14 protein-coding genes are annotated in these 15,392 nt (G+C 53.0%); 8 read left to right on the plus strand and 6 right to left on the minus strand.

Annotated elements, in window-relative coordinates; genetic code table 11:
• The 4 genes from fabG (at position 1) to EZM41_RS11560 (ending at position 2,631) form a co-directional block, all read left to right on the plus strand.
• Entirely contained in the window at positions 1 to 747 is a 747-nt protein-coding gene (gene fabG, locus EZM41_RS11545) for a 3-oxoacyl-[acyl-carrier-protein] reductase (RefSeq protein ID WP_198471212.1), read from the plus strand.
• Positions 748 to 766: 19 nt separating this feature from the next.
• On the plus strand, positions 767 to 1,018 hold the full coding sequence (gene acpP / locus EZM41_RS11550) for an acyl carrier protein (protein WP_198471213.1): 252 nt from the start codon (positions 767 to 769) through the stop codon (positions 1,016 to 1,018).
• Between the two features lie 73 nt (positions 1,019 to 1,091).
• Positions 1,092 to 2,342 carry a beta-ketoacyl-ACP synthase II gene (gene fabF, locus EZM41_RS11555; protein WP_198471214.1) on the plus strand — a complete coding sequence of 417 codons (1,251 nt, stop codon included), beginning with the start codon at positions 1,092 to 1,094 and terminating at the stop codon, positions 2,340 to 2,342.
• An 88-nt stretch (positions 2,343 to 2,430) separates the two neighbouring features.
• Entirely contained in the window at positions 2,431 to 2,631 is a 201-nt protein-coding gene (locus EZM41_RS11560; protein ID WP_198471215.1) for a cold-shock protein, read from the plus strand.
• A gap of 33 nt (positions 2,632 to 2,664) precedes the next feature.
• Here the strand turns inward: EZM41_RS11560 and hypF are convergent, their stop codons facing one another.
• A complete protein-coding gene (hypF, locus tag EZM41_RS11565) occupies positions 2,665 to 4,989 on the minus strand; it encodes a carbamoyltransferase HypF (protein WP_198471216.1) in 2,325 nt (774 codons plus the stop codon).
• Positions 4,990 to 5,059: 70 nt separating this feature from the next.
• Between hypF and EZM41_RS11570 the strand changes: the two genes are divergently transcribed.
• From EZM41_RS11570 to EZM41_RS11585, 4 genes are read left to right on the plus strand one after another with little or no spacing between them, the layout of a single operon-like run.
• Positions 5,060 to 5,590 (plus strand): cob(I)yrinic acid a,c-diamide adenosyltransferase, encoded by a 531-nt coding sequence (locus EZM41_RS11570; protein WP_198471217.1) that lies wholly within the window; start codon positions 5,060 to 5,062, stop codon positions 5,588 to 5,590.
• Entirely contained in the window at positions 5,587 to 6,624 is a 1,038-nt protein-coding gene (gene mnmA, locus EZM41_RS11575) for a tRNA 2-thiouridine(34) synthase MnmA (protein WP_198471218.1), read from the plus strand. The genes EZM41_RS11570 and mnmA overlap by 4 nt, the downstream gene beginning before the upstream one ends.
• Positions 6,621 to 9,062 carry a Lon protease family protein gene (locus tag EZM41_RS11580; protein WP_198471219.1) on the plus strand — a complete coding sequence of 814 codons (2,442 nt, stop codon included), beginning with the start codon at positions 6,621 to 6,623 and terminating at the stop codon, positions 9,060 to 9,062. Before mnmA ends, EZM41_RS11580 begins: the two co-directional genes overlap by 4 nt.
• Complete coding sequence (locus tag EZM41_RS11585) at positions 9,040 to 9,798, plus strand: endonuclease III domain-containing protein (protein ID WP_342449315.1); 759 nt, start codon at positions 9,040 to 9,042, stop codon at positions 9,796 to 9,798. Before EZM41_RS11580 ends, EZM41_RS11585 begins: the two co-directional genes overlap by 23 nt.
• A gap of 55 nt (positions 9,799 to 9,853) precedes the next feature.
• Here EZM41_RS11585 and EZM41_RS11590 read toward each other — a convergent pair whose 3' ends face one another.
• The 5 genes from EZM41_RS11590 to EZM41_RS11610 form a co-directional block, all read right to left on the minus strand.
• A complete protein-coding gene (locus tag EZM41_RS11590) occupies positions 9,854 to 10,150 on the minus strand; it encodes a YerC/YecD family TrpR-related protein (RefSeq protein WP_198471220.1) in 297 nt (98 codons plus the stop codon).
• Positions 10,151 to 10,281: 131 nt separating this feature from the next.
• Positions 10,282 to 11,352: a pyridoxal phosphate-dependent aminotransferase gene (locus tag EZM41_RS11595; protein WP_198471279.1), complete on the minus strand. Its 1,071-nt coding sequence runs from the start codon at positions 11,350 to 11,352 to the stop codon at positions 10,282 to 10,284.
• 363 nt (positions 11,353 to 11,715) lie between these two features.
• Positions 11,716 to 13,137: a Ni/Fe hydrogenase subunit alpha gene (locus tag EZM41_RS11600; RefSeq protein WP_198471221.1), complete on the minus strand. Its 1,422-nt coding sequence runs from the start codon at positions 13,135 to 13,137 to the stop codon at positions 11,716 to 11,718.
• A 12-nt stretch (positions 13,138 to 13,149) separates the two neighbouring features.
• Positions 13,150 to 13,692, minus strand: coding sequence for an NADH-quinone oxidoreductase subunit B family protein (locus EZM41_RS11605; protein ID WP_198471222.1), 543 nt, complete (start codon positions 13,690 to 13,692; stop codon positions 13,150 to 13,152).
• Positions 13,689 to 15,392, minus strand: a complete 1,704-nt coding sequence (locus tag EZM41_RS11610) for a molybdopterin-dependent oxidoreductase (RefSeq protein ID WP_198471223.1) — start codon at positions 15,390 to 15,392, stop codon at positions 13,689 to 13,691. The genes EZM41_RS11605 and EZM41_RS11610 overlap by 4 nt, the downstream gene beginning before the upstream one ends.

Genomic DNA, 15,392 nt, shown 5'->3' on the forward strand with positions numbered 1-15,392 from the left:
ATGGCCTCGTCTTGTAAGGTGGCACTGGTAACCGGCGCTGGTAAAGGGATTGGGCGTGCTATAGCTCTGGAAATGGCGAGGAAGGGTTATGTCGTTGCCGTAAACTATCGGAGTTCGGCCGTTGGAGCGCGGGAAGTGGTCGATCAGATAGGAAAGGAAGGCGGTAAGGCGGAAGCCTTTTGTGCCGATGTCTCCGATCCGAACGAGGCAAAGAGGCTCTTCAAAGATATTGCGCTCAGGTTGGGTGAAGTTTCAATTCTGATCAATAACGCTGGTATAACGAAGGATAATCTACTTTTGCGCATGAAAGACGACGAATGGGCCGAAGTGCTCTCGGTGAATTTGAACTCTGTCTATTATTGCACAAAAGAGGCGCTTCGCTATATGATAAGGGCGCGCTGGGGCCGCATAGTGAACGTGAGCTCCGTTGCTGCGTTGATGGGAAACCCCGGCCAGGCCAATTATGCCGCTGCCAAGGCGGGGATAATTGGCTTCACTAAGAGCGTGGCTCGCGAAGTGGCCTCCAGGGGGATAACCGTCAATGCTGTGGCGCCTGGTTTTATATCCACCGATATGACGGCTGCTCTGGATGATCCGATAAAAGAAGGGCTTTTGTCGCTAGTACCGTTGGGTCGTCCGGGTGCGCCGGAAGAGGTGGCCAAAGCTGTAGCATTTTTGGCCTCTGACGACTCCGGTTACATAACCGGACAAATCCTCGCCGTAGATGGCGGCATGACGATGCACTGAGGAAGGGGGTGAATGTTCTATGCAAGCTGATGAGGTTATGAAGCGCCTGAAGGAGATCGTGATGGATCGTTTGGATGTGGAGGAGGATCAGATAAAACCCGAAGCCTCCTTCGTGGAGGATTTGGGCGCCGACTCTTTGGATATCGTGGAGCTGATAATGGGCATCGAAGAGGAGTTCGATATCGAAATTCCCGATGAGGACGCAGAGAAGCTCACGACTGTCGGCGAGGCTTTTGAGTATGTGAAGGGCAAGCTGGGTGTAGAAGAATAGAGTATATTTGAGGTCCCTCTGCGGTTATCGAATTCGAAAGAGGGGCCTCTTCAATTGCGAAGGAGTGACCTCCTTGAGGAGAGTTGCGATCACAGGAATAGGCGTGGTGAGCCCCATCGGCATCGGGAAGGAATCTTATTGGCAGGCGCTCAAAGAGGGCAAAAATGGGGTTGGAATCATCACCCTTTTTGATGCCTCCGAGTTTCCGGTCAGGATTGCTGCCGAGGTGAAGGATTTTTCCCCAGACAAATGGATGGATCGCAAAGAAGCGCGGCGAAGCGACCGTGTGATCCAGTTTGCCGTGGCTGCTGCTGACATGGCGATAGAGGATGCCAAACTTGACGTAGGAAGCCTCGATCCTCAAAAGTTCGGCGTTTATTTGGGCAGCGGTGAAGGTGGCATTGCCACGAGCTATGACAATATAAAAGCGTTGGTCGAAAAAGGACCCTCTCGCGTCAGCCCCTTTTTTATTCCGATGATGATAAGCAATATGCCAGCGGCCTATGTGGCGATAAGACATGGGGCTCGCGGTCCCAATCTGTGCGCTGTTACCGCTTGTGCTACCGCGACCCACACGATGGGCGAGGCTTACCACGCGATTAAAAGAGGCGAAGCCGACGTCATACTTGCCGGTGGCGCCGAGGCTGCCATAACGCCTGTGGGGGTTGCCGGCTTCGCGGCTATGAAGGCCCTCTCCACTCGTAACGATGCTCCTGAGCGCGCCTCGAGGCCCTTCGATATCGACCGTGATGGCTTTGTGTTGGGAGAGGGCGCCGGCGTTTTAGTATTCGAAGAGTTGGAGCATGCCTTGGCGAGGGGGGCGTATATCTATGCGGAACTCGTCGGTTACGGAAATACATGCGACGCCTATCACATCACTGCCCCCGATCCTACCGGCGAGGGACCTATTAGGGCTATGGCTTTGGCCGTATCGATGGCAGGTTGGAAGCTGGATGAAGTCGACCTGATCAACGCCCATGGCACATCTACCCCGCTCAACGACGAGATGGAGGCCAAGGCCATCCGAATGCTTTTTGGAGTCCATGCCGATTCCATCTATGTCCATTCAACCAAGTCAATGATCGGCCATGGATTGGGCGCTGCCGGAGCGCTGGAGACGATCGCCACCCTGCTCGCCATCGATGAGGGGGTCATACACCCCACCATAAACTTGGAGGAACAGGACCCGAATTGTCCAATCCCCGTGGTGGCTGGACAGGCGAGAGAGGGGAAGATATCAAAGGCGTTAATGAACAGCTTCGGTTTTGGGGGTCACAACGCAGTTTTGGCTCTGCAACGCTATGAGAGCTCCGAAAATGCTTGACTATGGTCTTTGGAAGTGATATAGTAGCGCGGCTTGCGATGGTGCTATCACCTTCGTAAGAAACCAGTAAGTTTTAGGAGGCAAGGATATGCGAGGTACTGTCAAGTGGTTTAACGGCACCAAGGGGTATGGTTTCATCACCACAGAAGAGGGCAAGGATGTGTTTGTTCACTATAGCGCCATCGATATGCAAGGCTTCAAGACCCTCAACGAAGGCGATAGCGTCGAGTTCGACGTTGTCCAGGGAGACAAAGGACCTCAGGCAGCGCGCGTGCGGAAGGCTTCTTAGAGAGCCGTTTTTACGCTTGTATAGCTAAAACAATCAGGATGGCAAAATAGGCGAGGGCGTTCCCCTCGCCTTTATATTGGCCATGCGACCCCAGCGAGTTATCCCCACGGCAACCTGGCCGAAGGATACGCATTCGTCGTTGGGCGGCAGGAAGCGATGCACGAGCGGCAACAGCCCTAACCTTCGCAAAAAAGAGCAGGTCATAGAAAAAAGCCGCCTGTTTTGCCAAGTGCCGCCCGATAAAGCTACATGTTTAAGGCCAAACATTTCGCTCGCAGTAGAACACGCCTCGGCGAGCGACTTGGATAGACCATCGTGAAAAGCAGCCGCTATCTTTGCAGGCTCTATGTGGCCTAGCCTTTCTAACGTCCATATTACGGCAGGTCGCCAATCGATCAGGATGTGTTCATTTTGGGCCACGACGGAAAAAGGGGCAAATTCTCCGGCCCCGCAGGCCATTGCCTCGAGCTCCATGGCGGCTTGAGCGTCGTAGGTTATCGAATCGCGCACTCCGAGGAGTGCTGCAATTCCATCGAAAAGCCTGCCGCAGGATGTCGTAATGGGAGACGCCTTGGCCGATGTCAATACGGGGCGCATCAGTTCTTCCTTCTTAGGCCACAGGCGAGAGGCCCATTTTATGGCTTCGCCTTCGCCCAAGGCCGTCGCCATTAAAGACAAAGCATGGCGCCAAGGTTCCAGCACGGATCGGTCGCCTCCGAGCAGCGGAGTTGGCAAAAGGTGTCCGATTCGGCGGCACGACGACAGACTTCCCGCCAAAAGTTCGCCCCCCCATACGCTTCCGTCTTCGCCATATCCCGTGCCATCCATTATTAGACCCATGGCCTCTTCGTAGTGCCTGTTCTCCTGCAGACAAGCGGCAAAGTGGGCGAAATGGTGCTGGACGGGGAGGGAATCCTCTATGCCGCTCAGTGATCGCTTAGCGATGGATGTGGAGAGGAACTGAGGATGAAGGTCGTAGACGAGAAAACGGGGGCGCACATTGTAGAGCGCTATCATGTGGCTCAAAACCTCTTCGTATAGAGCTAAAGATGGGAGCTCCTTCATATCGCCGAGGTATTGGCTGGTGAAGATCAGGCGGCCATGGCTCAGCGAAAACGTGGCCTTCATCTCCGCTCCTGCCCCCAAGATCGGCGGCGCCTCGTCATCGGCTATGAACGGCTGCGGCACGTAACCCCTGGCACGCCTCAAAAAAACGGGCCTGTTGCCAGCCATGGACATTACCGAATCGTCTATCCTTACATAAATGTCCCTGTTATGCATGAGAAAGGCATCGGCTATGCCTTGTAAGGATTTCAAGGCCTCCCTGTTTCCCGAAATGAGGGGGGAGTCCGAGATATTGGCGCTGGTCATGATGAGAGCGGGCATGTCCTTCATGATGAGGTGGTGAATCGGGGTATAGGGCAACATTATGCCTATTGTGTCCTGAGCTGGCGCGACTGCCGGTGAAATCTTGGCGTTCGCTCTTTTAGGACATATGACTATAGGCCGACGTGGCGAAAGCAACAGCTCGCGCGCTGCCGGTGTGATGTAAGCCAAGGCATCCGCCTGGTTTAGGTCTGCCGCCATGATGGCGAAGGGCTTGCTCGGACGGCCTTTTCTCTCCCTCAATTTTGTGACGACGGCATCTGAGGTGGGGTCGCAGGCGAGATGGTATCCGCCTATGCCCTTTATCGCCACGATCTTGCCGTTTTTCAGTGCGGCTATGGTAACGTCGATAGCTTCATCCCCTGTGGCGATGGCCTCTCCGTATGGGCCTGCGAGCCAAATTTTTGGACCGCAGGCACGACATGCGTTGGGTTGAGCATGGTATCGTCTGTCTTCTGGGTCTTCGTATTCCTCGTTGCAAGCCTCGCACATGGGAAAACAGGCCATGGTCGTTTGAGCTCGATCGTAAGGGAGCGCCCTTATGATCGTATATCTGGGGCCGCAGTTTGTGCAGTTGATGAAAGGGTAGCGGTAGCGCCTGTTAGATGGGTCGTCCATCTCCCTCAGACAGTCGTCACAGGTAGCTATGTCTGGGGGAATTAGGACCTCTTGTCTATCTTGTCGTTCGCTCTGTTCGATAGCGAAGGAATGGTCAGCTTCCTCTATTGCGATTTGTTTTTTGCTTTCTATCGTGATCTTTTGTATCGAGGCGATAGCAGGATGCTCATCTTTGAGCCTCCTCAAGAACTCATTTATCCCGTCTTCGCTCCCCTGGACTATGATCACGACGCCGGAGGAAGTGTTTTTCACTCTTCCGGAGAGCCCGAGATTGTGAGCCAGCCTCGCTACGAAGGGCCTAAAACCTACGCCCTGGACCACGCCGGTGACCAAGACGACAAACTCGTTTATCATTGACAAACCTCCAATCAAGAGGCATTTTAGAGCAAGCGCCGTTATCTTACAATATGTGGGAGGAGAGACTGTGCCCGTCCTTGAAAGAGGTTTAATTCATGTCTATACGGGGAATGGAAAAGGAAAGACGACATGTGCGCTCGGTGCGGCTTTAAGGATGGTGGGACATGGCGGCAAGGTCGCCATAGTGCAATTTCTCAAGGGTTGGGGTTTTTATGGAGAGATAGCTGGGCTTTCATATTTGCCGAATGTGAGACTTGAAAAGACAGGGAGGGCTGAATTTGTCGACAAGCACACCCCGCTCTTGGATGATTTTACAGAAGCCGAAAGGGGGTTAACCCTCGCGGAGGGATTTCTTGTGAGCGGGGGTTTCGACATGGTGATAATGGATGAAGTAAACGTGGCCATCGATTATGGGCTCGTTTCGGCGCAAAGCGTGATCGACGCCTTAAAGCGACGGCAACCGTGGGTGGAGGCGATATTGACGGGCCGCAATGCCCCAGGCGAGTTGATCGCATTGGCCGATGTGGTAACTGAGATGAGAGAGATAAAACATCCCTTCAACAAAGGCCTGGCGTCTCGGATGGGGGTAGACTTTTGATAGCGTTGGTCGGCATGAGCGGCGGTGTGGATAGCTCCACCGCAGCCTTGCTTCTCAAGGAAGCCGGTTGGGAGGTAATAGGGCTCCACCTGATAATTTCTCCATGGCAGGAAGAAGCTCGTAGCAGGTTTGAATATATAGCCGATGTGCTTAAGGTGCCGGTCTTGGAGATCGATGCATCCGGCCTCTTCGATGAGCTGGTCGTCGAACCGTTCTTGGATGCCTACAGAAAGGGGTTTACGCCTAACCCTTGCGTATTGTGTAACGAGCGGTTGAAATTTGCCATTCTGACCTCGCAGGCCGATAAATTGGGCGCAAAATACGTTGCCACCGGACACTATGCGACTATTGTGGAAAAAGACGGAGGTCTCTTCCTGGCCAGGGCTAAGGATCGATCGAAGGACCAAAGCTACGTCCTCTACCGCTTGCCGCGGTCGTGGCTCTCTGGGATCGTGTTTCCGCTTTCGAATTGGGACAAGGAAATGGTCCGCCGTAGGGCCGGTGAAGCCTTCGGCGACGTCTTTGATGGCGTTCGCGATAGCCGCGATATCTGTTTTATCCAGGAAAAGCTTCCTCATTTTCTGTCGCGCCGCTTGGGCTGCGAGAGGGGCCCTATCGTCACAAAAGACGGCACAAAACTCGGTGAGCACAAAGGCCTTTTCTGTTACACTGTAGGGCAGCGCAAGGGATTGAATTTGAGCGGAGGGCCGTGGTATGTGATGCGATTGGACTTGGACCAAAATGCCGTAGTGGTGGGACGCAAAGAAGACTTAACGGTTAGGCGCATAGTTTGCTGCGATCCTCACTGGCATGAGGAGCCGAAAGTTGAAAGGATCTATTTGGCGCAACATCGCTATAGAACTTCTCCCGTCGAGGTGATGGTTCAAAGGGAGGGTTCCAGTTTTTTGGCAGAAGCCGCAAAAGAGTGTTTCATGGCCGTCGCCCCAGGGCAATCCCTGGTAGTTTACGACCAGACAAGGGTGATCGGCGGCGGTATCATAGAACGGAGCGAAAGGGGTGGAGTAAATATATGAGTTTGATCGATGAACTGAAATTACCGGTAGATAAGCTTCGAACGAAGGCCAGGGTGGGAGAGCTTGGATTTCAAAGCACTGACGAGATCTGCTGCGAGGAACATTTGATAGGCCAGGAAAGGGCGGTCAGCTCGATCTCTTTTGGGCTCTCTCTGGAAAGCAAGGGTTATAACATATTCGTTGTGGGAAACCCAGGCAGCGGGCGCACGACATACGCGATGAACAGGATAATGGCCCTCGCCAAAGATATGCCGGCCCCTGACGATTGGGTGTACGCGTACAATTTCAGCAACCCCAGCGCTCCTCTTGCCATAAATATGCCAGCTGGGCAAGGGAGGGAACTGGCTAAGGAACTTGACGAGTTGGTCAAGGAACTGAAGGTAGTGTTGAGCAAGACATTTGAGGACAGCCAGTATGAGGATACGAAAGCCCGTTATGTGAAGGAGTTTCAGGAGCAGGTTAACGAGTATATGGAGGAACTTCGCAAGGCGGCTTTGGAGAGGGGTTTTTCCATAAAGCGCACTCCGCAAGGATTCGTCAATGTACCGCTTGTTAAGGTGGTGGCAGAAGACGGGAGTGTCGCTTACAGGGAAATGCAGCAGGAGGAGTTTGAGACACTTGGAGAGGAAGAACGGAAGGATCTTCAGGGCAAATCTGAGGAGATATCTCAAAAGACCTTGGAGGTCTTGCGCCGTATAAGGGACTTAGAAAAGAGCCTCAGAGAGCGGATAAAGGAGCTGGAGGCCAACATCTGCCGCAGCGCCATAGGGCCGTATTTGAAGGAGCTGAAGGATCACTTCGGCGCCAATGGCAAACTGAGAGGGTGGATCGACGAGCTGAGCGAAGACATAATCAAGAATTTCAACATATTCATAGCTGCAGCCCGTGATGAAAGCGCGGAGGTAGATTTTTCTCGCTATGGTGTCAACGTGATAGTTGAGAATAGGCCAGAGGAAGGCGCCCCTGTAATAAGGGAAACCAACCCGACGTATTACAATCTTATAGGCAAGGTGGAGTATGAGAGCAGACAGGGATATCTTTACACTGATTTCACAAAAATAGTGGCTGGTGCCATTCACAAGGCCAACGGAGGGTTTTTGATCCTCGAAGCTGAGGAACTGTTTAGGCATTTCTTATCGTGGGAGGCCCTGAAGCGCGTTCTCAAGACCGGGCAGTTGATGATAGAAAATATAGGCGAGCAGTGGGGTTACATTCCATTCTCGTCGCTTCGCCCTGAACCTATCCCTATGGATGTGAAGGTCGTAATCATCGGGACGCGATGGATCTACTATCTCCTCAACCTGTATGATCCCGAATTTCCAAAGCTCTTCAAGGTTAAGGCAGATTTCGACGTAGATATGCCACGCACTGTCGAGGCCGAAAGGGATCTCGCCAACTTCGTTGCAGGCTTCACTCAGAAAGAGAAGCTGCCCCCCTTCACCGCTGATGCCGTGGGTGAGGTCATTGAATGGGCCTCTCGACTTGCAGATCACGGCAACCGTATGACGACTCGCTTCAATCAGCTCGCAGAGGTGTTAGTCGAGGCCGCGGCGTGGGCGCGCAAAGAGAATGAAGATCAGGTAGCTGGCTCTCACGTGAGAAAAGCGATCTCGGAAAAGCAATTTCGCACGAATCTCGTAGAAGAGCGAATGAGGAGAGCCTTTGAAGACGGCACGCTCTACATCGATACGCGGGGAGAAAAAGTGGGGCAGGTCAACGGCCTTACCGTAGTTGACCTCGTCGATCATAGATTCGCGCACCCTGTGCGGATCACCGCTAATGTCTTCATGGGGCGTGAAGGTGTTGTAAACATCGAGAGGGAGGTTAAGCTAACCGGGCCGATTCACAATAAAGGCCTTTTGACCCTTTCGAGCTACTTGGGCAGACAATATGCCCAGGATATGCCCCTGGCGCTTTCGGCTCACTTGGCCTTCGAGCAGGTCTATGGCGGCATAGAAGGAGACAGTGCCTCTTCTACAGAGCTTTATTGTCTCGTATCTGCTCTTTCGGATTTGCCGCTGAAACAGAGCATAGGCGTTACAGGTTCGGTTGACCAGTTCGGGAATGTGCAGCCCATCGGCGGCGTCAACGAAAAAATCGAAGGTTTCTTCAAGTACTGCAAAGTCCAGGGGTTGACGGGGGATCAGGGCGTAATGATACCCGAAAGCAATGTGGTGCACCTCATGTTGGATCATGAGGTCATGCAAGCTGTGCAAGAGGGCAAATTTCACATATGGGCTATCAGACATGTGGATGAAGGCATCGAGATACTGACGGGCGTTCCTGCCGGCAAGATGGACGAGGCTGGCAATTTCCCCGAAGGCACAGTTCACGCTCGGGCTAAGCAGAAGTTGAGGGCTTTCATGGAAAGATCTGCCAAGCTCAAAAAAGAGCTCGGGGAGGAACCAAAGAAAAGTGAAGACGAAGGAAACGGTTAAAGTCTGTCAGGCGGGCATCTCACCCGCCGCCGTTCGTCCGATGGCCTTGGCTGTGCCTGAGCGATCGGACGTTCTGTGGGTCCTCGATGTGTTGGAGGAAACGTGGAGGATGGAAAAACTCTCTCCGGTGAAGGCTCACGAGGACCCATTGGACGGGCTGATAGTCACGATACTATCGCAAAACACGAACGATAAAAACCGCGATCGCGCCTTCGCCCAGCTCAAATCGCGTTTTTCGTCTTGGGAAGAAACAGCGGCCTCGGGCATCGAAGAGTTGGCTTCGACCATACGAGCAGCGGGGCTGGGCGAGGTCAAGGCTCGCTATATAAATCAGGCGCTTAAGGGCATAAAAGAACGCTTTGGAGAATATTCGCTCAAAGGTATGAAGTCTTGGGATAAAGACAAAGCGAAGACCTTCCTCTTAAGCCTTCCAGGTGTGGGGCCAAAGACGGCGGCGTGCGTCCTCCTCTTCGAACTGGGCCAGCCCGCCTTTCCCGTGGATACACACATTACGAGGGTCTGCAAAAGGATAGGTTGGGCTCCTTGGAGCGCGACGCCCGAAGACGTTCAGTCGATCATGGAGGCGGTCATACCTCAAGAACGGTATTATGGTGCCCACCTCAACATCATAGAGCACGGACGCCATATATGCACGGCGCGCAAGCCTGCATGCCCGTCCTGCCCCGTCATCTCATGCTGCGAGTTTGCCGAAAAAACGCAAAGAGGAGAGGGCTAACGAGCCCTCTCCTCTTTCTCAAGCTGCGACTAAGCGCCGCAAAGCGTCCCTGCTCTCAGGCTCCCTGCTCTTTTAGCCGCTCGAGAACCAACCTGTAACCGTCTGCTCCATACTCAAGGAACTTCTTGACCCTGCTGATGGTAGCAGTGCTTGCGCCGGTCTGTTGGGCTATCTGTGGGTATGTTAAACCTTCGCTCAGTAACTTAGCCACTTCGAGGCGCTGAGCCAATGCTCTGATCTCGCCTATAGTGGCTATATCCTCGAGGAAGTTGTAGACTTCCTCCACGGTCTTTAGTGAGAGGATAGCCTTGCAGAGCTGATCCGTGAGAGAATCTTTCCATTTTTCCGACATAACCAAATCGCCTCCTTATCTTTGTGAGATGTCACATGCTTTTCACGCAACGTGCATTATTATAACATGTGCCTTTTCGTATTTCAAGACTACAGAAGCAGAACCAAATATTTCCACTTCGGAGAAGAGGATTAAACTGTAACTCTGGAACTCGGAAATCCCTCAGCCTGTTGAGTTAGGTCGCAAAAGGCCGAGATTAGAAGCTGCATTTCGCTCTCTTTGCCCACGGTGACGCGCATCCATGTGCCTTCCCATGGTACGGATATGAATTTGACATGGATCCCCTGTTGTAACAAGAACTCTTCGAGCTGCTGTCTTTGTAGCGGTGCGCGCACAGCTACAAAGTTCGACGCACTCTCGAAGGCTTGCCAACCGGCGATGCGGTTTACCTCTTCAACGAAGCGGTCGCGAATGTAAGATATGGCGTAAACCCTGCCTTCCATCCATTCCCGGTAGGATAGCATTAGCTTGGCTATATCCTGGCTCATCACGTTGACGTTGAAGGGGCTGCGCGTCTCGTTGAGGATTTGGGAGACACGTTTGCCGCACATGGCGTATCCCACGCGCATGCCGGCCAAACCCCAGGCCTTTGACATAGTCCTCAAGACTGCGACTTCCCTTGGAAGATCTCCTTTGATCGACTCCAGGATGGAAGTCCTTGAAAATTCGGCATATGCTTCGTCTATCAGGCATATCCCGGGAGAGTGCTCTATCACTTTAAGGAGAAAATCAGGCCTTAGGAGCATGCCTGTGGGGTTATGGGGAGAATCCAGCAGCACCAGCCGTGGCGAAGCCTCGTGCAGGACATCCAACACCGCTTCTTCTGAGAAAGAAAAACGCTTCCCGTTCACTACGACTGGCACTTTCACTTGCTCGGCGCGGAAGAGCTTGCAGAGATGGTTGTATTCCGAAAAGCACGGCGATAGCGTTAAAACGCGGTCGCCCTCTCTGATAAGAGCGGCGAACAGCAGGAATAATATTTCATCCCCTCCATTGCCTACCACTATGTGCTCTGCCGGAAAGCCCGTATACTCGGAGAGGGCTGCCTTAAGGGCTTTGGCATCTGGATCCGGGTAGCGGTTGAGCTTCAGAGACGACAAACTTTTCCTTATCTCTTCCTTCAGGGCCGGTGGAGCGTCAAAGGGATTTTCATTTTTGTCTAAGAATATCTCCCTTGTTGACGGTATGTTGGGAAACTGCATCACTCGTAAATCCTCCTATATATTTATCATAATGAATTATCACAATAGACTCCGCGGCGAAGTTTATCATGCTTTTTAATCTTCGTCAACCCCCCGATGGCTTTGAGAAACAAGGTGACCGTCACGTGTTTCTTCTTCGATGTTCGATGCGAAAAGAGCGATAACGCGAAGATCTTTAAGAGGTTTCTCATCGGTAAACTGCTCCCGTTTCTTTAAGGCTAACGGATCGCTTGGAGGCTACTGCGCTTATCAGCCTGAGCCATCGGTAATTCCACGTAAATTTGCTTAAAAAGAAAAAGGCAACCGCCCAAAAAAGCAGTTACCTCGAGAAGTTTCAACAGATGTGCCGTTGCGATGGCTTTTTTAAGCGCGCTTCAAAACATTCAACGTTTCCCCTGAGAGGGAAAATATTTCGACGATTAAAGGCATCTTTCCGATCGCGTGAGTGGAGCATGAGAGGCACGGATCGTAGCAGCGGATAGCGGCTTCAACGCGGTTCAACATCCCCTCGGTTATATCCTTTCCCTTTATGAACTCCTTGGCCACTGCCTCTACGGATTTGCTCATGGCATAGTTGTTGTGCCCCGTGGCAACGATGAGGTTTACCTTTGTCACCATGCCGTTTTCATCGACCCAATAATGGTGGAATAGAGTGCCTCTCGGCGCTTCAATACATCCTACTCCCTCCTCGCGCAGTTCCGTAGATTCGGCGCGGATCTCCTTAGAGAGTACGTCGGGGTCTTCCAAGATTTCCCGCGTGCGCTCTAAGGCGCAGAGGAGCTCGATCAGTCGGGCGTAATGGTAGTAGAGCGTCTCCTGCACGGGTGATCCTTCTCCTATAGCTTTAAAGCGCTCGAACTCTTGCGCCGCCAAAGGCGTTGTCATGCGGGATGCTACGTTGAGCCTTCCGAGAGGGCCGACGCGGTAGACACCATCGGGCCACCTTTTCTTCTTGTAAAAGGGAAATTTTAGATACGACCAATCCTCGACGCGCTCGCCTATATAGGTCAGATAGTCTTTGGGCTCAAAGTCCTCCAAGACCGTTCCGTCGCAGTCAACGAGGCGAATATCGCCGTCGTAGAGCTCCAAGGCACCATCTTTTACCATCCCCATGTGACCGGTGTTGAAGTTGGCGAAGCGCTTGACAAGTTCGGAGTTCCCCTCAAGCCATCCGGTGGCGATATTTATGCCTTCCTGGGTGATAGATATCATTTCATCCAGACCTGCGAGGACGGCGTCGCGCTCGTCTACCGTCAGGGCCTTGTTGACCCCTCCTGGAACCGCAAATGTCGGATGGACCTTCTTTTCCCCCAAGGTTTTGATGATCTCCTGGCCGAACTTGCGCAGTTTCACAGCCTTGATTGCGAGCTCGGGGTACCTTTCCACCAGGCCGACCACGTTTCTTATGGCGGGGTCGGCATCAAATCCCAAAAGCAAATCCGGCCCAGCCAAGTGGAAGAAGTGCATGCCGTGAGATTGAATGATCTGCCCCATGTGCATAAGCTCTCGCAGGAGGGATGCCGTCCTCGGGGGCTTTACCCCGATTATGGCGTCGCAAGCCTTGGCTGAGGCTAAATGATGGCTCACTGGGCATATACCGCAGATCCTCGGCGTGATGTTGGGCATCTCAAAAAACATTCTGCCTTCACAGAACTTCTCGAAACCTCTATATTGGTCAACGTGAAAATATGCGCGGTCCACGGCTCCGTCGTCATCGAGATAAATGGATACCCGGGCATGCCCTTCTATCCGCGTCACCGGCTCTATGAGCAATTTTTGTGTCATGGCCGTCTCCTCTCAGTCGTACTTCAAGACTTCGCCGGCCAGCACAGGCCTCCTGCCGGCCACGAGCTCGCTCAAGACGAAGTAAATGGCGTCGGCCGAGGGGGGGCAGCCTGGAAGGTAGACGTCTACCTCCACGACCTGGTTTACGGGCAACGCTTTGTCGAGGAGTTCGCCCAGGTCTTCTGATTCCGGCACCTTCCCATCCACGGTGCTTTCCGACTCCACATAACCCCGCCTCAGCACGTCTTTCGTGTCGAAGAAGTTCCTCATGGTGCATATGCCGCCAAATACGGCACAATCTCCTATAGCCACGAGGGTTTTGGCCCTCTCCCTCATAAGCTTTGCCGCCTCCACTTGGTGGGAGTTTCCTATGGCCCCAGTCAAAATGCCCACATCGACGCCATCTTTCGGAGGATGTTTCAGATCTGTGATGGGGCTCGAACTGAACTCCACATGCTTTAATAACTCCACGAGTCTCTCGTCTATATCAAGGAGGGACATATGGCAACCTGCACACGCCTCAAGCCAATCGGTCGCTATCTTGATCTTTTTCATCGCAGCAACCTCCACACTGCATCGACTATCTCTTCATCAGGCAAAGCTCCCTCGGGAGGCTCACAGGCCCTGTTGAGCTGGCAAAGCCTGCCTTCCGTGTTTGTATAAGTGCCGGAGCGTTCAAACCATGGAGGAGAAGGGAAGATCACGTCAGCCCTCTCTGCGATCTCATTTACGTAGCTTGACTGGATTATCAAGTTTTTTGCTTTCCTTGACTCCTCTTCGACTTCGCAGGACGCGACATCGTCGGCGATCAGAAGGTATAGGGCCTCTCTGGTCGAGCTTTCGCTCAGTGGCTTTATGCCGGCTTTCTCCAGGCCGCGGCTGTTAGCTCCCGCAGCTAAACCTATTTGTTTGATCTTATTTTTAAGGCTATGCAGGTATTTCACCACAGTTGGATGCGTCGCAGGCCCCCATACGAAGACCGGCCTTTCGCTTTTCACGATGAGTTTTTCAAGGTTTGCCACGTCGTCTTCTGCGAGGATTTTGGCGGCCTTTTTGTCGACCCTTTTGCCGGTGCTTCCCAACACTGCCACCTTGGCGCCCCTGTTGGCGGCGCGTTTGACAAAGGAACTGACTACATTAAATTCTTCGTCTAAGTCGGTTCCCGCTATGAATATCCAGTCACCTTCTTCGATATCGGAGAGTTTCCCATTGCCCGCTGTCGTCTTGTAAGGTGTCGTGGAATGTGCGTTTTTGTCGAATAACTTTTTAAAAGAGAAGGCCGCCTCGTTTGTGGCTCGAGGGGATATAATTCCGGTGGTTGCGGAAGGACCACCGACGCTTATTATTACCTCGGCCGCCAGGTTCAGCGCCTCCTCCCAGGGAACCTCAACGAGAGAACTGCCGCGCCTCGCCATAGGGCTTTTTATGCGCTTCCTCGTCTCGTATAGCGGCTCAAACCTCCCGGCGACGCAGAGTATGCCTCGGTTAGGTTCGGCCTCCCAATCTCCTTCTATCCTCACAGGGAGGTCCTCCCTTGTTAGGATATCTATGCCGCACCCTACGCTGCAAAATGTACATGTGCTCTTAGTGCGGTCGAAGTGGATCTCCCTCCCTAAATAGGCGCTCTTTTTGTCCACCAGTGCCCCTGTTGGGCAGACCTGGAGGCATGTCCCGCAGGAGACGCACGTGGATTCGCCGAAGGGGTAATCCAAATCTGCGCACACCAGCGTCTTTGGCCCTCTGTCTTTTAAGCCCAAAACGCCGTGTCCGGCCAATTCATCGCAGGCCCTTACGCATCTCCTGCAGAGGATGCACCTGTTCTGATCGAAGAGGAAATATTTGCGGGTCGCATCTACGGGTAGCTTTGGCCAGGAGTAGTCGTATCGCACGTGATCCATGCCATACCTATAGGCGAGGTTTTGCAGCTCACAGTCGCCGCTTGTCTCGCAGAACATGCAGAAGTGGTTCTTTTCAGAGAAGAGCAGCTCCAAGTTGGCCCGCCTCAGAATGGTGAGCTTTTCGTTTTCCGTGGTGACTTCCATGCCATTCCTCGCCTCTGTGGTGCAGGCCGGAACAAACCCCCTCTCTCCTTTCGCCTCAACGAGGCACATGCGGCATAGCCCTCTCTCCGTGAGGCCCTCGAAGTGGCAGAGCGTGGGAACGTCTATGCCGTTCCTCTCGCATATCTCGAGGATCGTGTCCCCTTGTTCCCCTTTGACCTCTTTGCCATCTATGACGAGCGTTATTATGGCCAT

The organism is Acetomicrobium sp. S15 = DSM 107314 (assembly GCF_016125955.1).
Classification (GTDB): Bacteria; Synergistota; Synergistia; order Synergistales; family Thermosynergistaceae; genus Thermosynergistes; species Thermosynergistes pyruvativorans.